17 protein-coding genes are annotated in these 18,337 nt (G+C 61.1%); 8 read left to right on the forward strand and 9 right to left on the reverse strand.

The window, feature by feature from the left end; genetic code table 11:
- Positions 1–47 precede the first annotated feature (47 nt).
- Complete coding sequence (locus B5D49_RS07300; protein ID WP_078717032.1) at positions 48–494, reverse strand: 4Fe-4S dicluster domain-containing protein; 447 nt, start codon at positions 492–494, stop codon at positions 48–50.
- Positions 495–826: 332 nt separating this feature from the next.
- On the opposite strand from B5D49_RS07300, the gene B5D49_RS07305 reads away from it, so the two are divergent.
- The 7 genes from B5D49_RS07305 to B5D49_RS07340 all read left to right on the forward strand — a co-directional run bounded on the left by B5D49_RS07305 (position 827) and on the right by B5D49_RS07340 (position 11,188).
- Complete coding sequence (locus tag B5D49_RS07305) at positions 827–2,917, forward strand: molybdopterin-dependent oxidoreductase (protein ID WP_078717151.1); 2,091 nt, start codon at positions 827–829, stop codon at positions 2,915–2,917.
- Between the two features lie 273 nt (positions 2,918–3,190).
- Entirely contained in the window at positions 3,191–3,673 is a 483-nt protein-coding gene (locus B5D49_RS07310) for a winged helix-turn-helix domain-containing protein (RefSeq protein ID WP_078717033.1), read from the forward strand.
- An 86-nt stretch (positions 3,674–3,759) separates the two neighbouring features.
- The gene (gene fdnG / locus B5D49_RS07320; RefSeq protein WP_144019264.1) at positions 3,760–6,801 is read left to right on the forward strand and encodes a formate dehydrogenase-N subunit alpha; all 3,042 of its coding nucleotides are present in this window, start codon (positions 3,760–3,762) and stop codon (positions 6,799–6,801) included.
- Positions 6,802–6,851: 50 nt separating this feature from the next.
- Positions 6,852–7,598 (forward strand): 4Fe-4S dicluster domain-containing protein, encoded by a 747-nt coding sequence (locus tag B5D49_RS07325; RefSeq protein WP_078717036.1) that lies wholly within the window; start codon positions 6,852–6,854, stop codon positions 7,596–7,598.
- An 82-nt stretch (positions 7,599–7,680) separates the two neighbouring features.
- A complete protein-coding gene (locus B5D49_RS07330; RefSeq protein ID WP_078717037.1) occupies positions 7,681–8,631 on the forward strand; it encodes a formate dehydrogenase accessory protein FdhE in 951 nt (316 codons plus the stop codon).
- A 39-nt stretch (positions 8,632–8,670) separates the two neighbouring features.
- Positions 8,671–9,561: a formate dehydrogenase accessory sulfurtransferase FdhD gene (locus tag B5D49_RS07335; protein ID WP_078717038.1), complete on the forward strand. Its 891-nt coding sequence runs from the start codon at positions 8,671–8,673 to the stop codon at positions 9,559–9,561.
- Positions 9,536–11,188, forward strand: coding sequence for an FmdE family protein (locus B5D49_RS07340; protein ID WP_078717039.1), 1,653 nt, complete (start codon positions 9,536–9,538; stop codon positions 11,186–11,188). The genes B5D49_RS07335 and B5D49_RS07340 overlap by 26 nt, the downstream gene beginning before the upstream one ends.
- Positions 11,189–11,268: 80 nt before the next feature.
- Here B5D49_RS07340 and tpx read toward each other — a convergent pair whose 3' ends face one another.
- The 3 genes from tpx to B5D49_RS07355 all read right to left on the reverse strand — a co-directional run bounded on the left by tpx (position 11,269) and on the right by B5D49_RS07355 (position 13,264).
- A complete protein-coding gene (tpx, locus tag B5D49_RS07345; RefSeq protein ID WP_078717040.1) occupies positions 11,269–11,784 on the reverse strand; it encodes a thiol peroxidase in 516 nt (171 codons plus the stop codon).
- 103 nt (positions 11,785–11,887) lie between these two features.
- Positions 11,888–12,109 carry a hypothetical protein gene (locus B5D49_RS07350; protein WP_078717041.1) on the reverse strand — a complete coding sequence of 74 codons (222 nt, stop codon included), beginning with the start codon at positions 12,107–12,109 and terminating at the stop codon, positions 11,888–11,890.
- Between the two features lie 186 nt (positions 12,110–12,295).
- Positions 12,296–13,264, reverse strand: a complete 969-nt coding sequence (locus B5D49_RS07355; RefSeq protein WP_078717042.1) for an arsenic resistance protein — start codon at positions 13,262–13,264, stop codon at positions 12,296–12,298.
- A 94-nt stretch (positions 13,265–13,358) separates the two neighbouring features.
- On the opposite strand from B5D49_RS07355, the gene B5D49_RS07360 reads away from it, so the two are divergent.
- On the forward strand, positions 13,359–14,024 hold the full coding sequence (locus tag B5D49_RS07360; protein ID WP_078717043.1) for a Crp/Fnr family transcriptional regulator: 666 nt from the start codon (positions 13,359–13,361) through the stop codon (positions 14,022–14,024).
- A gap of 118 nt (positions 14,025–14,142) precedes the next feature.
- On the opposite strand, the gene B5D49_RS07365 is transcribed toward B5D49_RS07360, so the two are convergent.
- From B5D49_RS07365 to B5D49_RS07385, 5 genes are all read right to left on the reverse strand, one after another.
- Positions 14,143–14,808, reverse strand: a complete 666-nt coding sequence (locus tag B5D49_RS07365) for a VPLPA-CTERM sorting domain-containing protein (protein WP_078717044.1) — start codon at positions 14,806–14,808, stop codon at positions 14,143–14,145.
- A gap of 130 nt (positions 14,809–14,938) precedes the next feature.
- Positions 14,939–16,420: a sensor domain-containing diguanylate cyclase gene (locus B5D49_RS07370; protein WP_078717045.1), complete on the reverse strand. Its 1,482-nt coding sequence runs from the start codon at positions 16,418–16,420 to the stop codon at positions 14,939–14,941.
- A 109-nt stretch (positions 16,421–16,529) separates the two neighbouring features.
- Entirely contained in the window at positions 16,530–17,474 is a 945-nt protein-coding gene (locus tag B5D49_RS07375) for a hypothetical protein (RefSeq protein ID WP_078717046.1), read from the reverse strand.
- 7 nt (positions 17,475–17,481) lie between these two features.
- Complete coding sequence (locus B5D49_RS07380) at positions 17,482–17,922, reverse strand: ATP-binding protein (protein ID WP_078717047.1); 441 nt, start codon at positions 17,920–17,922, stop codon at positions 17,482–17,484.
- Between the two features lie 5 nt (positions 17,923–17,927).
- On the reverse strand, positions 17,928–18,257 hold the full coding sequence (locus tag B5D49_RS07385) for an STAS domain-containing protein (protein ID WP_078717048.1): 330 nt from the start codon (positions 18,255–18,257) through the stop codon (positions 17,928–17,930).
- Positions 18,258–18,337 lie beyond the last annotated feature (80 nt).

Consider the following 18,337-nt stretch of genomic DNA (forward strand, 5'->3'; position numbering starts at 1 on the left):
ATTATACATCGTGCGGACGGAAACCGCCCGCGCATTGCCGATTTGCCTTATTGCGGACGCACGAAGGTCAGCGCCTGGGCGGTGCAGCCCGTGACGCAGGCCGGATCGCGGCCTTCCTCGATGCGGTCCATGCAGTAGTCGCACTTGATGGCCTTGCCGCGTGCCTCGTCCAAAACGGGCACATCCCAGGGGCAGGCCTCAATACAGTCGCCGCACCCGATGCACAGATCCTCGTCAATGAACACCAGTCCGTCGGAATCCCGCTTCTGCATGGCCCCGGTGGGGCAGGCCGGAACGCATTCCGGTTTCTTGCACATCAAGCAGGGCTGGTACTTGACCTTGAGCACGGGCTTGCCGTCCTTCTCGCCCAGTCCGGCCATGAGCCGATTCAGGGACAAGCCCTCAGGCACCTGATTCTTCTGCTTGCAGTGGACCAGGCAGGCCATGCACGCGATGCAGCGCTTCTTGTCCAATTTGATCCTGTAAACAGCCATTGTTCACCTCGACAGGCTTTTCACCGTGCGTTTCGGGCACACGTCTATGATTCAGTCTAGAATCATAACGCCGTATTGGTGTCAATGTCGAAACCCGTTCGTTATTTTTTTCTCATTGCTTGACCGCCTAAATTGGTGGGAAATAGGGGTTCCCCCGGTCTGGTCATGTTATTTTTTTCACATACCTTCTCCCCCTACGCAACTTCCTGTACATCTGACGCAAAATTATACCTCTCACTTGCGGGAAGCCGGGTGAACTTCCTGCGGTTTTGGTGTATACGAGGGAGTACGCCGTTGGTTTCGGGCACGGACGGCATCTTTTGGAGGAAGCCATGGCAAAAGAAAAAGTTTACAGCATTTGCGGCATGTGCTCGGTGCGCTGCCCCATCGAGGCGGAGGTGGAGAACGGCCGCTGCGTGTACATCCAGGGCAACCCCCATGCAGCGGGCATTGCCGGAGCGCTCTGTCCGCGCGGTGCCGCCGGGGTGGCCCTTACCGAAGACGATGAACGCCCCCAGCATCCCATGATCCGCGAGGGGGAACGCGGCGAAGGCAAATGGCGCAAGGTGAGTTGGGACGAGGCGCTGGATTACGTGGCCGCCAAACTCAACAAGGTCCGCGCTGAATACGGAGACCGCGCCGTGCTTTTTTCGGACCGCGGCGGTCCGTTCCGCGACTTCCACCGCGCCTTTCTCCGGGCCATCGGAACCCCGAACTACAACAACCATGACGCGGCATGCGCCCGCAACGTGCAGAACGCGGCCCTTTCCGTGTTCGGATTCGGGCGCAAGGGCGTGGCCTACGACCTGAAGAACACCAAGCACCTCGTGGTGCAGACCCGGAACATCTTCGAGGCCGTGAACGTGGCCGAGGTGAACAACACCCTGGACGCGGTGGCCAACGGCGCCAAGATCAGCTGTATCGACATCCGCGCCAGCGTCACTGCGGCCAAGGCCGACAACTTCTATATGATCCGCCCCGGTACGGACTACGCCTTCAACCTGGCCGTCATCCATGAGCTGATCAATGCGAAGCTGTACGATCGCGCCTTTGTGGAGAAGCATTTCAACGACTTCCAGGTTCTGGTGGACTTTGTCCAACCCTACACCCCGGAATGGGCCGAAGAGGAAACCGGCATTCCGGCCGAACGCCTGCGCGACTTCTGCCGCCAGCTGGCCGAGGCCGCCCCGGCCGTGCTCTGGCATCCCGGCTGGATGACCGCCCGCTACTCGGACTCCTTTTACATGTCCCGCACGGCCTACCTGATCAACGCCCTTTTGGGCAGCATCGGAGCCAAGGGCGGTCTGCCCATCATGAACAAGCCCGGAGACGTGGGACGCAAAGGGCTGAACAGCTTCATGAACCTCTTTCCCAAGCCCGAGGAAAAACGCGTGGACGGCGTGGGCTGGATGGACGGCCGTACTCACTTCGACGCGGGTCCGGGCCTGGTAAACCTCTCCTACGACGCCATTGAAACCGGCGAGCCGTATCCCATCAAGGCATACATCGCCCATCGGCATGATCCGCTCATGGCCTTCCCGGACCGCGACGACGTCAAACGCAAGTGGGCCAACCTGGATCTGCTCGTGGCCGTGACCTTCACCTGGTCGGACACGGCCTGGTTCGCGGACGTGGTCCTGCCCATCTCGCCCTACCTGGAACGCGATTCCATCCTGGCCACCAAGAACGGACTGAAGCCCTCGTTCATCCGGCGCGCCCGGGTCATGGAACCCCGCTTCGACACCAAGGCCATCTGGGAAATCTACGCCATGCTGGCCAAAAAGATGGGAATTGAAAAGCTGGCCTATGACAAGGTCGAAGATGTTTGGAACTTCCAGCTCGACGGCACGGGCGTGTCCATCGAGGACTTCCAGGCCACGGGATTGGTTTCCCTGGCGGATGAAGCCCTGTACCGCGACATGGACGGTTTCACATTCAAGACCGAATCCGGCAAGATCGAGGTCCACTCGCCCCGGCTGGAGAAAAGCGGTCTGCCCTCGCTGCCGCCCTACCAGTCCCCGGAGCGCCCGCCCAAGGGCCGCTACCGCATCACCTTCGGCCGCTGCGCCCTGCACACCCAGGGCCACACCGTGAACAACCCGCTCCTCTTTGAGCGCATGCCCGAAAATACGCTCTGGATCAATGCCGACGAAGCCCAGAAACTGGGCATTGAGGACGGAGAATACGTGGAGGTGGGTAATAACGGTCACAAGGGCCGCATCAAAGCCTTTGTCACCCCGTTCATCCACCCGGAATGCGTGTTCATGATCCACGGCTTCGGCCATGACCTGCCCTGCGAGAGCCGGGCCAAAGGCAAAGGCGCGGCCGACAACCTGCTCATGCCCAAAGGCATTGCCAAGTACGACAAGGCCGGCGGTGCGGTTTCCATGCAGGAGCACTTCATCGAGGTGCGCAAAGCTTAAAACGTCTCTCCCCGCGGCTGCCCTGCGACAGCCGACGAACCCCTGCAGACCGGTCCGAGAGCGCTTCGGGCCGGTCTCTTTTTTTTCATTGCGGACCACCATTTCCTCCCCTCGCCCCCGCACCTTGCGGCGTCCGCCCCCCGAACACGGTCTCAGTGTCAAATCGAAAGCAAGAGTAGACCGATTGCCTTTTCATTGCTCCTGTCTATAGTCTTTTTTTATGTTCAAAAAGACATAATTTAGAGCCTGGCTACTCAGCCACTGTGGGGCAGCATGTACCAAACAACATTCCTCTCCGAGTCGGTCGCATCCCAGGGCAACACGGCCCGGCAGCACCCGGACAGACCCCGGGGGGTGTTGCGCCTTAACCTCTGGCTGGAAAACGACCAGGGCGTGCTGTTCGGCATGGGCCGCTTGCTGCTGCTGCGCGAAATTCATACCAGCGGCTCCCTTTCGGCCGCAGCCGCCAGCCTGGGCATGTCTTACCGGGCAGCCTGGGGCAAAATAAAAAAAACAGAACAGGTGCTCGGCATCAACCTTATAGAACGCAATGGGTGCCGCCGGTCCGGATGTCAACTCACGGAATATGGGCATACCCTGGCCGTAGAGTACGAGCGTTGGTTCGCTTCAGTGGAGCGCTTTGCCTTGGAGCAGGCTCGGCGGGCGGTTCCTCTTGAGGTGCGGAAATTCAACGACACCGCCACGGAAGAGGCTGAGAACACGCCCCAACATGTTAATAATAACATATTGAAATAAAAGATTTTAATGCTACGATGATCTCCAATTCCCAACGAAAGGCTACTGCTCTGAAATGGCTTTGGAGCAGGCAAAGGAGGTCGTGAATGCAGTGTAATCGAAGAAATTTCCTCAAGCTGGCCGGAGTGGGGGCCGTAGGGCTTTCCCTGGGTCAGCTCGGCGTGGATCTCACGCCGGTGGAGGCCTATGCCGCGCAGCTCAAGATCGACGGCGCCAAGGAGATCTTTACGGTCTGCCCGTTCTGCTCTGTGAGCTGCAACGCCATCGGCTACGTCAAGAACGGCAAGCTGGTGAACACCGAGGGTGACCCGGACTATCCCGTCAACGAAGGATCCCTTTGCGCCAAGGGCGCGGCCATGTTCACCATGACCACCAGCGAACACCGGGTAAAAAAACCCCTGTACCGCGCGCCCTACAGCGACAAATGGGAAGAAAAAAGTTGGGAATGGGTCATGGACCGCATTGCCCGGCGCGTTAAGGAAACGCGCGACAAAGATTTCATCCTCAAGGATGAACACGGCAACACCGTGAACCGCCTGGAATCCATGTTCCTGCTCGGAACCTCCCACGCGGACAACGAAGAATGCGCCCTGGCCCATCAGGCCATGCGCGGCCTGGGGGTCGTCCACATGGACCACCAGGCACGTATTTGACACAGCGCCACAGTTGCGGCTCTGGGAGAGTCGTTCGGACGCGGCGCGATGACCAACCACTGGATCGACATCAAGAATGCCGATTCCATCCTTATCATGGGCAGCAATGCTGCCGAACACCATCCAATCTCGTTCAAATGGGTGCTGCGGGCCAAGGACGCCGGCGCCACCGTCATGCACGTGGATCCGAAATTCTCGCGGACCTCGGCCCGCTCGGATTTCCACGTTCCCCTGCGGTCCGGCACGGACATCGCCTTCCTCGGCGGCATGATCCATTACATTCTGGAAAGTGAATCCTACTTCAAGGAATACGTGGCCGAATACACCAACGCCGCCCTGGTGGTGGGTAAAAAATTCGGCTTCAAGGACGGACTCTTTACCGGGTATGACCCGAAGACCAGGCTCTACGACAAGAGCAAATGGGACTTCGAGCTAGACAAAAACGGCGTACCCGTGCGGGACGTGACCCTGCAACACCCACGCTGCGTCTTCCAGCTGATGCGGAAGCACTACGCGCGCTACAGTCTGGACAAGGTCTCCGCCACCACCGGCGTTTCCAAGGAAAACCTCCAGCGCGTGTATGAAACCTTCGCGGCCACGGGCAAGCCGGACAAGGCCGGAACCGTCATGTACGCCCTGGGCTGGACCCAGCATACCGTGGGCGTGCAAAATATCCGCTCCGCCGCCATCATCCAGCTTCTGCTGGGCAATATCGGCGTGGCCGGAGGCGGCATCAACGCCCTGCGGGGCGAACCCAACGTACAGGGTTCCACGGACCACACCCTGCTCTACCACATCATCCCCGGCTACATGGCCATGCCCCACAACGGCTGGCAGACCTACGAAGAGTACGTCAAGGCCAACACCCCGGTGAGCAATGATCCGCTCTCGGCCAACTGGTGGCAACACAAACCCAAGTACTTTGCCAGCCTGCTCAAGGCCTGGTTCGGCCAAAACGCCACCAAGGACAACGGCTTCTGCTACGAGCTGTTGCCCAAGATCGAAAAGGGCGAGGACTATTCCTATATGTTCCTTTTCGACCGCATGTACCGGAATAAGATCCGCGGCGGCATCATCATCGGCCTGAACCCCATGAACTCGGTGCCCAACACCAACAAGGTCCGCAAGGCGTTGGACAACCTGGACTGGCTGGTAACCGCGGAACTGCACCACTCCGAGACCACGGACAACTGGCGCCGGCCCGGCGTTGATCCCAAAAAGAACAAGACCGAGGTCTTCCTGCTGCCTTCGGCCCACCGGCTGGAAAAGGAAGGCTCCGTGACCAACTCGGGCCGCTGGCTGCTCTGGCATTACCAGGCCATCAAGCCCGGGTACGAAGCCCGCAACTTCGGCCAGATGTTCGTGGACATGCTCAACCGTGTCCGCGACCTCTACGCCAAGGACGGCGGCGTGCTGCCCGAGGCGCTGCTCAAGCTGAACTGGCCCCAATCCTATGACGCCGAGGAAGTCTGCCGACGCATCAACGGCCACTTCACCCGGGATACGGAAGTCAAGGGCAAGCTCTACAAGAAGGGCCAGCAAGTACCCTCCTTCACGGCCCTGGCCGACGACGGCTCCACCAGCAGTCTGAACTGGCTCTACGCCGGAAGCTACACCGAAGAAGACGGCAACAAGTCCAAGCGGCGCAGTGCGGAACAGACCCCCATGCAGGCCAAGATCGGCCTGTACCCCAACTGGTCCTGGTGCTGGCCCGTGAACAGGCGCATCCTCTACAACCGCGCCTCCGTGGATGAGCAGGGACGCCCCTTCAACCCGGCCAAGGCCGTCATCGCCTGGAAGGGCGGCAAATGGGTGGGGGATGTACCTGACGGCGGCTGGCCCCCCCTGGCCACGGGCAAGGGACGCAACCCGTTCATCATGTCCCGCCACGGCTACGGCCAGATCTTCGGTCCCGGGCGGCAGGACGGTCCCTTCTCCGAACATTACGAACCCGTGGAAACCCCGGTGGACAGCAACCTGTTCTCCGGCCAGCTCAGCAGCCCATGCTACAAGGCCATTGACAGCGACATGGACCAACTGGCTCCCCCGGCGGATCCGCGCTTCCCCATCGTGCTGACCACCTACAACGTCACCGAACATTGGTGCGGCGGCGGGGAAACCCGCAACGTACCCAACCTGCTGGAAACCGAGCCGCAGCTCTATGTTGAGATCAGCCCGGAACTGGCCAAGGAAAAAGGCATCAACAACGGCGAAGGCGTGATCATCGAAAGCGTCCGCGGACGCGTCGAGGCCATAGCCATGGTCACGGTGCGCATGCGCCCGCTCAAGGTGCACGGCAGAATCGTTCACGAAATCGGCATGCCGTTTTGTTTCGGATGGACCACCCCCGGAACCGGAGACTCCACCAACCGGCTCACGCCGTCGGTGGGCGACCCCAACACCACCATCCCGGAATACAAGGCCTGCTGCGTGAACATCCGCAAGGCCGACAAGCTCACCGAGCTTGCCACCTAACGTGCGACCCGGGCGGCCCAAGGCCGCCCGGACCTGCAAAGGAGCAGATCATGCCCAAGACGTTCTTTATCGACACATCGCGATGCACCGCGTGTCGGGGCTGCCAGATCGCCTGCAAGGAATGGCACGAACTCCCGGCCAACAAAACCACGCAGTTCGGCTGGGGCAGTCACCAGAATCCCCAGGATCTGAACCCCAACAACTATAAGCTGGTGCGCTTCAGCGAACACCTGGACGGCGACGTGATCCGTTGGAACTTCTTCCCGGATCAATGCCGCCACTGTGTTTCCCCGCCGTGTAAGCAAGTGGGGGACATGACCCACGAAAACGCCATCGTACAGGACAAGGCCACGGGCGCGGTGCTCTTCACCGAGGCCACTCGCAAGTTCAGCGAACTGGACTTCGAGGACATCCGCGACGCTTGTCCCTACAACATCCCTCGGCGGGATCCCGAAACCGGGCAGTTGTCCAAATGCACCATGTGCATCGACCGCGTGCGCAGCGGTATGCTGCCCGCCTGCGTCAAGGCCTGCCCCACGGGAACCATGAACTTCGGCGAACGCGAAGAGATGCTCAAACTGGCCGCGCAACGGCTGGAACGGGTGCGCAAGACCTTCCCCGAAGCCATGCTCGCGGATCCCGACGACGTGAACGTGATCTACCTGCTCACGGACGCGCCGGAAAACTACCACGACTATGCCGTGGCCTCTCTGGTTCCGGTGCGGCCCATGGACCGCAAGAGCTTCCTTGCCGTGCTGGGCCGACCCCTGCGGCGGATCGCTGACGGCCTGGGATAGTTCGGGACGTCACTCCCTCCAAAAAAGGGCGCGGTCTTCGGGCCGCGCCCCGAACCACACCCCAACCCGCAAGGAAGGTGCCATGCACACCAACACCTCCACCCAGCTCCGCACCGATTCGGTCCGCTCCAGCCTGCAACGCCTTTGCCAGGAACGCCCTGCCTACCGACAACTTACCGAGGTGTTCGCCCCCCTGCTGGAACATGCCGAAACCCTGCGGGCCGACCTGACCCCCACCTGTCCCGCCCTGCCGCCCCACGGCGAAACATTCAAGGCCCAGGGCATCCCGCTGCTCACCGGTAACGATCTGACAACCTGGAACCAGCCCCTGGACCAAAGCCTGGCACGCATGGCTCCCGTGTTGGAAACCCTCCTGGAACGCCCCGATTTGGAAGCCCTTTTGCGCGACCAGATGGAACGCACCGGCCTGACACCGGCCCACCTGGTGCTCCCCCTGCTCCAGGGGGACGAACCCGCTCTCAACCGCCTGGCAACAGCACTGGAACAGGGCCGCGACGAACCGGCCATTGACCCTGGCCGCCTCGGTTTTTTTCTGCACCACGTGCTTTCCCCGGTGCTCAGCGCGGCCGCGGCCACCCTTCCCGAGCCGGAAACCTGGGGGGATTGGAAAGAACCGATCTGTCCTATTTGCGGCTCCCTGCCCGCCTTTGCCACCCTTTCACCCCGGGAGCCGGTGCATACGGAACAAATCGTCAGCGGCGGCGGACGCAAGCACCTGCATTGCGGACTGTGCGGCCACCACTGGCGGATACGGCGCGACGCCTGTCCCGGCTGCGGCCAGGCCGACTCCGAGCAACGCGAATTGCTCTTCGCCCGGGACGCGGCCCGGGAGCGCATCGAGATCTGCCATAGCTGCAACGGATATGCCCTGTGTGTGGACCTGCGGGAATTCGACCCTGTTCCGGCATTGGAGACCGTCCCCCTGGCGCTGCTGCACCTGGACATGGTGGCCCGGGAGCGGGGCTTGCGGCCCTTATTTCGTACCATTTGGAACGTGCTGCCGCAGGACTGACCCCGGGACCGGAACAATCTTTTGCAAAAAGGACGCGCCATGACCAATTCCGCCGCCATTTCCGCCCCTGTCCCGGAACGCTCCTGGACGGATCGCTCCCCGGCAGGGCATACGGACAATGCCCGGCTACTGCGCTACGAAGCCGGACGCCTTTATACCGCTCCCGACGTGCTCGGCATGGAACGCGACATGGAAATCCGGATACCCGGACGCGAGTCCGTCCACCTCAGCCGAACCCCTGGAAAGGACAGACAACTCGTGCTCGGCGCGCTGTTCACCAGGGGCTGGATTCAATCCGCCCGTGATGTTGCCGGAATGGTGGTTTGCGAGTATACTTCCCAAACTCTTGTCCAGGTCACTTTGGAACCCACGATCCGGCCCGCACAACGTCCGGGTACGGTATGCGCTGATCCGAACGAATCTGGCTACGGAGCGGCCACAAGCGGTGAGCACGCTCTGCTGGCCCGCGGTGCTAAGCGCCTGCTCACTTTGCGGACCCGTTTCGAGCAACAGCAAAAAATGCACCGCGCCACCGGAGCCATGCACGGAGCCGCCCTCTTCCACGGTAGCGGAACTCTGCTCGCCTTTGCCGAGGACATTGGACGCCACAACGCCCTGGACAAGGCCATCGGCATGGTTCTGGACCAAGGGCTGCTTGATCGCGTGGACCTGGCTGTGCTCTCCTCCAGACTGGCCCTTGCGTTGACCCGCAAAGCCATTGCCGCGGGCATCGGCCTTTTGGCCGGTTTTTCCGTTGCCACGGCCCCGTCCGTGGAATTGGCCCACAGCAAAGGCATGACCCTGATCGGGCGACTCAAACCCAAAGGCATGAACATCTACACCCACCCCTGGCGGCTGGCCCGACTGGCCCTGCATACCGCCCCAACCCCGGAAACCACAGAACATGAATATCGGACCCCACACTTTTGAGGAATTCAAGCAAAAGGCTAAGGATTTTCACGGCTACCCCGCGCCGGGTCTGCTCATCGGCGGATACATGGTGGAGGCGGCGCGCAGTCTGCTGCCCAAGGATATTCTTTTCGAGGCCGTGGTGGAGACCAGCAAATGTCTGCCCGACGCCGTGCAGATTCTGACGCCGCTCTCCACGGGCAACAGCTGGATGAAGGTGATCAACCTGGGCCGCTACGCCCTGTCCCTGTACGACAAATTCACCGGCGAAGGCCACCGCATCTTCGTGGATACGAACCGTCTGGAAGACTGGCCGGAAATCCGCTCCTGGTTCCTGAAGCTCAAGCCCAAAAAGGACCAGGACTCCGATCGGTTGTTTGCGGAAATCGAAGAAGCCGGGCACACCATCTGTTCCACCCATCCCGTGACCATCCCGCAACGCATGCTCCAGCGCCATTCCATGCGGGAAATCCGCATCTGCCCGGCCTGCAACGAAGCCTACCCCGCAAGCGACGGCGGCATCTGCCGTGGTTGCCAGGGCGAAGCCCCGTACCTGGGCGTTTGGCAGGCACCGGGGACCGATGGCGACGACCGCGCCCTGCCCCCGCTCCGGGCCGTGCCTGTGGAAGAGGCCGTGGGCAAAACCGCCCTGCACGACATGACCCGCATTGAACCCGGTGTCTCCAAGGGACCGGAATTCAAGGCGGGCCAGAATTTCGGCGTGGGCGACCTCTGCCGCCTGCACCAGATGGGCCGTGCTCACGTATTCGTGGCCGAGGACAACATCCCCGGCGACGAGTGGGTGCATGAAAACGACGCGGTGCTGGCCTTTGCCCGGCGCATGGCCGGTCCCGGCGTGACCCACACGCAGACGCCGAATGAAGGCAAAATCGAATTCCACGCCGAACGTACCGGACTGCTGCGGCTTGACCGCGACATTCTGCGTGCCTTCAACATGGTGCCGGACGTCATGTGCGCCACACGGCACCACGCCATCATGGTGGAACAAGGCAAAGGCTTTGCCGGATGCCGGGCCATTCCCCTTTACCTTCCTCAGGCCGGTTTCCAACGCGCCCTGGCCGTGCTCGGCGCTGCCCCGCTCTTTGAGGTGCTGCCGCTACGCTCGGCGAACATCGGCGTTCTGGTAACCGGAACCGAAGTATTCAAAGGACTTGTGCAGGACAAATTTGAACCGGTGATCCGTTCCAAGGCCGAAGCCCTCGGCTCCCGGGTCACGGCCTCCTGTGTTGTGCCGGACGACCGCGCCGCCATTACCCAGGCCGTGGAAGAGCTTCTGGAGCAGGGCTGCGACATGCTCATCACCACGGCAGGGCTGTCCGTGGATCCCGGCGATGTGACCCGGCCCGGCCTGCTGGACGCGGGACTCACCGATGCCCTGCACGGCATGCCTGTTCTGCCCGGTGCCATGACCCTGGTGGGACGGCTGACCAACAACGAAACCGATGTTCCCGTTCTCGGGGTTCCTGCCTGCGCCTTGTTTCACAAGACCACCAGCCTGGATCTGCTTCTGCCCCGATTGCTGGCCGGCTTGGACATCACCCGCCGCGATCTGGCGGACATGGCCGAAGGCGGCTACTGCCTGGGTTGCAAGTCCTGCACTTTCCCCAAGTGTCCCTTCGGGAAATAACCGCCTCCAACATGACACAACGCCCGCGCGGTCAGACCACGCGGGCGTTTTTCGTTCACGTTCCCAACAGCAAAATCCAGCTAAACCACGTCCCTGACAGCGGCCAGCACCGCATCGTAGTCCGGTTCGTCCGTCACCTCGGGGACCAGATGCACAAAACGGATCACGGCATCGGCGTCCACCACGAACACGCACCGGGCCAGCAGCCGCAGCTCCCGAAGCAGCACGCCCCAATTTTCACCAAACGAAGCGTCCTTGTGGTCCGAAAGCGTGACCACATTGTCCACGCCCGCAGCCCCGCACCAGCGACTTTGCGCAAAGGGCAGGTCCATGCTCACGGTAAGCACGCGCACGCCGTCGCCCAGGGAGGCGGCTTCGCGATTGAACCGACGTGTTTCCATGTCGCATACCGGTGTATCCAGGGACGGCACACTGGAGATAATCAGGGGACGGCCCCGGTAATCTTCCAATGTTTTAGGGTTCATGTCGGTATCCAGCAGCGTGAAGCCCGGTGCGGCGTCGCCGGGACGCAGTTCCGGACCCACCAGGGTCAAGGGATTTCCGTCAATGGTCACGAGGCCTTGCCGTTCTTGCATGATTTATTCTCCTTCTCATTGTTGCAAAAAAGATAATGGGGTCACTGAATCAGTGTACCCCATTTGCCTGCTTTGTACAGCCCGTCGGGCTTGTAGCGAACAATCAATCTTCGCAGGATCCGCCGGTCTCCAGCTCCCGCTGTTCCGGGTCGCTGCAACTGTCGGCCTCGGACGGGCGCAGAGTGCGCACCCCGTCGCGCAGTGGTTCATAGATGAACCGTTCGTTGCAGGATGCGCATCGGGCATACCGGGGCGCATAGCTTCCGTCGTGATCCACGTCCATGGCCTGACCGCAAAACGGACATTCCAAATGCAAGGTCGACATGCTTTCCTCCGTTGGGCTTGTGTGACGTAAGCGACTCGAAACCGCAGCGTATCCTTAAAAAAACGCAGGACAGCGCGGGTAAGAGCACTCAAGGCCAAAACGTATTCAAACTACCCGGCAATTCGTCATTTTCGCAGTGAAACAACCACCCCTTCTCAACGGGCGGCAACGTGCTTCAGCCCGTTGTCATGCAGGGGCCGGTCCGTAGATGTGGGCCGTAAAGCGGACATACCAGGCTGCCGCCTGTACTTGTACCACGTAGGCCAGGGCGATGACCAGGGCTGCTCCGGATCCCTGCTCGCCAAACGCATTGATGGCAATGGCCAGGGCAATGGAAAGGTTGCGCATCACGGTGCCGTAAACCAGGGCGATGCCGTCGCCGCGGGGCAGCAGCGTCTTGGCCAGCAGCGTACTGAGCAGAAAGTTCACGGCATAGAGCAGCACCAACGGCACCAAAATGGCGGGCAGCATTTCCGGGGCCGCGGCAATGGCCCGGGCCTTGAGCGCCATGGCGATGAACACAATGCCGAGCACGCCCAACGTGGAGAGCACCGGGAACTTGGGGGCGATCTTCTTGCGAAAGCACTCCCGGCCATAGCGCCGGATCATCCAATGCCGCACAGCCTGCCCCGCCACCAGAGGCAAAAATACAATCAAGCCGATCTGCGTGGCCACGGCCATCATATTCACTTCCAGAGCGGCTCCCAAAAACGACTTCACGTACAGCGGCGTGAGTAGGGATCCCAGGGTCAGGCCGAGCACGGTCATCTTCACGGCAGCGGCCACGTTGCCCCGCGCAAGCCCTGTCCAGGAAATGGTCATGCCGCTGGTAGGCACCAGACCGGCCAGAAGCAGCCCCAAGGCCATGGCGGGCGCATCATGAAAGAAAAACATCCCCAGGCCGAACGCCAGCAGGGGAATGATCCCGAAGTTCACGGCCTGCGCCAGGGTCTGGGCCTTGATATCGCCGCCCTCAAACACCCGCCGGGCGTCCAGGGTGACCATCATGGGGAACACCATGAGAAAGGTAAACGGCGCAATGAGTGCCTTGAGCGGGGCCGCATTCACCATCAGCCCGTACAAAAAACCCAAGATCAACAAGGCCGGAATGGCCAAAGTAAGATTCCGCGTAATAGCGGCAAGAGTTTTCCACATAATTGTCCCTCCGGGGTTGGGATGTTCGGTGTAGAATGCCCGAATCAAGCGCCCGAGGCATTGACATGCGTCAACGCTCGGGAAACAATTCGTCATGCCGCACAACGAACCGCTCACCAGTTTGGGAATCTTTCAGGGACTGCCCGAAAACCGACGCAGAGAATTGGTTGCCAAGGGCCAGGTCCGACATGTCGCCGCAGGGGAACGCATTGCCGAACGCGGCCAGGAGGTGGACGCGTTTTTCGCCGTGCTGGAGGGGCAGATCAAGCTCTCCCGCAGCTCCCTGGAAGGGAAAGAACAGACCATCTATGTTTTTGGACCGGGGGAACCCTTTTGTCTTTGCGGCGTGTTTGACACGGGCGCGTTTCTGGCCGACGCCGTGGCCCTGAGCCAGGGGCGGATTTTGATTCTCCAGCGCAAGGCCTTTGATGAAGCGGCCGAAGCGCATCCCGTGCTCCTGCGCAACATGGTGCGGTTGCTTTCCGGTCGGCTCCGTGCGGCCCTGGAGTTGGTGGAATCCCTGGCTCTACGCGAAATTCCCCAACGCGTGGCCGCGTATCTGCGCCACTTGCCCGTGGAAAACGACGAAGTCCGCCTGGGCATGACCCACCGCGAGTTGGCCAAGATCGTCGGTGCCACGCCGGAAACGCTTTCCCGAGCGCTTCGCCGCTTGGACCGGGAAGGAATGATCCGAGTCACGGAAGGACGCATCCGCATTCTGGATGCCGAGGCATTGGCTCGCCGCGCAGATCAGGGCTGATCAGGGCTGAACAGGGCTGACCAGGGCGAATCCTGACGGCGCGTTCCCCCGGTTCGGACAACGCAAAAGGCGGAACCCGGAGGCTCCGCCTTTCATACTTCCGTACAAACAACAATCCTCAGGAACGGCGACGCCACCGGCCCATGCCGAGCAGCCCTGCCAGCCCCGCGCCAAACATCCACACCGCCGCAGGCAACGGCGTGGGTGTGGTCAGGCTCAAGCGCACGAACATGCTCTCCTGTCCTGTGGGACCGGGATACTCGTCCAGCCCGATCCAGCGGGCCGAGTCGGAAATCCCCGCAACGCCGCTATTGCCGTTTCCTTTGAACCAGATGCTATTTCCGGATTCGCCGGTGAGCCATGCGCCGCTGTTCAGGGCGTATTCCGTGGCCGCCCCCCAGGTGCCGGGTGTGCCGCCATTGTTGTTGGCCACTTCCCAAATCGAGGAGGTTTCAACGGTTCCCCAGGCATTGGAAATTTCCGCCAGGAACGCCATGGGGTTGTCATCGGCGCCCACGGCCCCGGTATTGTCCACCTGCCAGACGAACTGGTAGGTCGATCCCACGGCCATATCAAAACTCAGGCTCTGCGGCGTGGTCCAGTCTCCGGAACTCCCTTCATCCACGAAGCCGGGCACGCTTTGCAGCACGCCGCCGTCCACGGAGTAGGAAAAATTCCTCAGACTGTTGTCAGCTGTATAGGTAATATTGAACGGCACTGCCAATGTCGTGGTAGTCATCGTCAACAAAAAAGCGATGGTCAAAAACAGGATGTGGCGTTTCATGCGGATTCCCCCCAATATACCGGATAGTCTTTCAAGAGCGTACAGCATACCGGGAATCAGAGTATGCGCAAGCCTTCCCGAAAAAAGAGGGGATTCTCCCGGGAAAACCGGGAAACAAAATCACCGCTGATCAATCCTCTTTCAAATCCATAGTGGCGCGCACCAGCCGGTTACGGCCCTGACGCTTGGCCGCGTAGAGCGCCTTATCCGCCCAGACGAACAATTCCGAAGCATTCTTAATGAGCGGCGAACCGGGCAGGGATTCGGGAACCGTGGCCGCCCCCAGGCTCACGGTCATGGGGATATTCTGGTCACCATGTTGCACCGGCGCATGGCCCACGGCCTCACGGATGCGCTCCCCCACAGCTGCGGCGCTGGCGGAATCCGTGCCGGGCAGGAGTACGGCGAATTCCTCGCCGCCGATGCGCGCAAGAACATCCCCCTCCCGCAGGCTTTCCCGACAAAATGTCGCAAATTGGTGCAGCATGGCGTCGCCCACCTGATGCCCCCAGGTGTCGTTTATGCCCTTGAAATGATCCAGGTCCATCAAGAGAAGGGACAGAGGATCATTCGAGGTCATGGCCTGATCAAAAAGATCCTGAATCTCCCGCATGAAGGTACGTCGATTGGCCGCGCCGGTGAGGGCGTCCGTCACGGCTTCCCGTTGCAACTTGTGTTCGGTGCGCTTGCGGTGCCGGATGTCCACGGCAATGCCGGACAACTCCACCGGGCGACCTTCCCCGTCCAGGGTCAGTTCGCCGATAAGCTCCACCCATATGAAGCTGCCATCCTTGGCGCGCACGCGCACATCGCGCCGCAACCGCGTGGCCCCGTTCCCCAAACCAAAGCGCAACTCCTGAAGCAACCCGCGGCGATCCTGCGGATGCACCATGCGCAACGCCCCGAGCATGGAAAAATAACGTCCCTCCTCGGGGATGTCCCATCGGCCCGCCAGATTGCCCGCAAACCACAGCCGTCCGCGCCGCCAATCCAAGGCCCAGGTGGCGCTGTCCGTCAATCCTTGCAGGATATGAAACTGCCGCACACGCGCACTGAGCCTGTTTCGGGCAATGGCCCCGGCGATCAGCCCCGCAGCAGTGCGCAAGAGCGCCATTTCCGTTTCGGACCAGGAGTATTCCCGCTCGCAGTCGTCGAACCCCAAAACCCCCCACCACTCGCCGTCCACCATGATGGGCAGGGTAAGCATGGATAGGATTTTTTGCCGGGCCAAATTGCCGTGCAGCCAGGTTCCCTCGGGGAGCTGATTCACCATTACGGCCTGAACTTCGCCGCGCAATCGGCTTTGCACCAGGGTTTCGTACTCGGGATTGTCCCGAAAACTGCGGAACATGCTGAACATGGGCATGCCGATCTGCACATGGCGCGGTGCCGCTGCCCACTCAAAGACATAATCCTGGAGCACGTATTCGTCGGTAAGTTCGATTTTCTGAAAAATCCACACCCGACTCACCCCCGTGACCTTCCCCAGGCCGGCAAGCAGGGTGTTCACCCCGTCTGGCCAGCCATCGGCATGGGACAGTTCTTCGGCTCCGCCAGCCACTGCCATGAGCAGGTCTGCGGAGGAAATGCGTCGGTAGGTTCCGTTCGCCATTCCACTTCCAGGTGTATAGCAGGGTATCTATATCTCAAGAATAGCCCGTGAACCGGACAAAGGTCAATTTGAAATGTCTTTCGTCAAGAAATAAGGGAGGAAAGATTCGTCAGAACAACAAATCCTCATACTGCAATATACAGCTGACAACCTGGCCAGGCTCCAGATAGCGCGGTTGGAATCCAAGGCCCACCAGCCAGGGCAGTTGGTTCGCGTGCGCCGCGCAGTCCAGTGGGAGCCGCACAAAAACATTGGGAAGGTTTGCATCCAGACCGGAGCGGACCGCTTCCCGCATCCCGGTCCCCGGCTCCCCGGAGAGGCCCGACAAAACCGTGACCCGGCCTATTTCCTGTTCCGCAATGCAGCCCCAGCCCACGGCAGAATCCGCCGGGTTCGGCCAATCCCGCAGGTCGTCCGGCTCGGCCGCGTCTTCCCGGGAACCAGGGACAACCATGTTCAGATCGCACCGCCACCCGGTCTGCTCCAAAAAATGCTCCATGAAATGTTCCAGCACCGGATGGCACCACGCTTCCGGCAATGGATCAAGGCAAGGCCGCCAATAGCGGATCGTGCGCTCGGTGCGCCCTTGGTGCGGCGACTGCCAGGGCAACACAGCCAGCCGTTGCAGCAGAGCAAATTCCACTTCGGGACCGGCCGGATGGGTTCGGGCCAGTCCCACGCCAAGGGAACGCAGTTCGCTCGTAAGCGCCTGAAGCAGCAGCTCCCCGCAATCCTGGACCATGTTGCGATCAAGCCCCGGACACAAAGGACCACAGCACTCCGCCACGTTGTTGGCATCCACGGTCCACGTCACAACGCCGCACGGCCTGCCCTGCAACATGGCCACAAGCCATTGCGGTTCCGGCCGTGACCGGTCGCCGGAAGGACGCATCAGCCGCAGCAACGGTGCATGGCCGGACCCGGCGGAACAAACGGACTCCAGCAACGGCAGGCACTCCCGGAACGTGGGAAAACGCACCACGTCAATGCCGGACACCCCAATGCCGTCCAATTCTTTTCCAGCGTTTACAGGCGATTCCGGGTGATTGGTCATGACGCGCCTAGAGGTCAAAGCAGGCCGTGAGCACATTGGCTCCCTGCTGCCGCGCATACTGGAGATGATCGGCCATTTCCACAGCCAGGAGAATTCCCAGCCCCCCAACGGGCCGTTCTTCCACTCCCAGAGCCACGTCCGGAGCCTCGCGCTGCAATGGATCAAAAGGAACGCCCCAATCCCGAACGCATACGCAAAACCGTTGTTTTCCGTCGGTCCCCGGCTCACGCAGACACGTCACTTCCACCAGCCCCTCGTGCGGTGCGCCGGGAGCCTGCGGCACGGCGTAGGCATAATGGCACACGTTCACCAGCAGTTCTTCAAGCACGAGCCGCAGACGCCCGCCCAATTCGCCGGGGGCGCCCAGCCGTTCGAACTGCCCGGCCGCGAAATCCAGCAGGGGTTCCAGGTTGTCCAGCTTCGCCTCAAGGCGCAACGCGTCCGCCATGCGCGTTAGTCCTGCGCCGCTTCCTGGGCGGAATCAAACAGCTTGAACATGGCGGCAAAGCCTGAAACCGTAAACACGTCGCGCACCATGCCGTTGAGTCCGCAAAAACGAATCTCCCCGTTCACGCCGCGCAACTTCTTGGCCGAGGAAAGAATGCTCCGCAACCCGGCCGAGCTGATGTATTCCACGCCGGAAAGGTCGGCCACCACATGGGTCTTGCCCTGGTCCATGATCTCGGTGCAGGCTTTTTCAAAATCCCCGGCCGTGACCGCGTCCATCCGTCCGCTCACGGCCAGCAACACATATTCTCCAACGGTTCCGGTCGTCCACTCCATTTGTTTCGCTCCTTGTTCAACGGAAGGCCGCGCCATCCGTTGTTGTTGCCTGGGGCATGCTCCCCCCGCCCGAATACGGG

Source organism: Paucidesulfovibrio gracilis DSM 16080 (genome assembly GCF_900167125.1).
In the GTDB taxonomy this organism is placed as follows: Bacteria; Desulfobacterota; Desulfovibrionia; order Desulfovibrionales; family Desulfovibrionaceae; genus Paucidesulfovibrio; species Paucidesulfovibrio gracilis.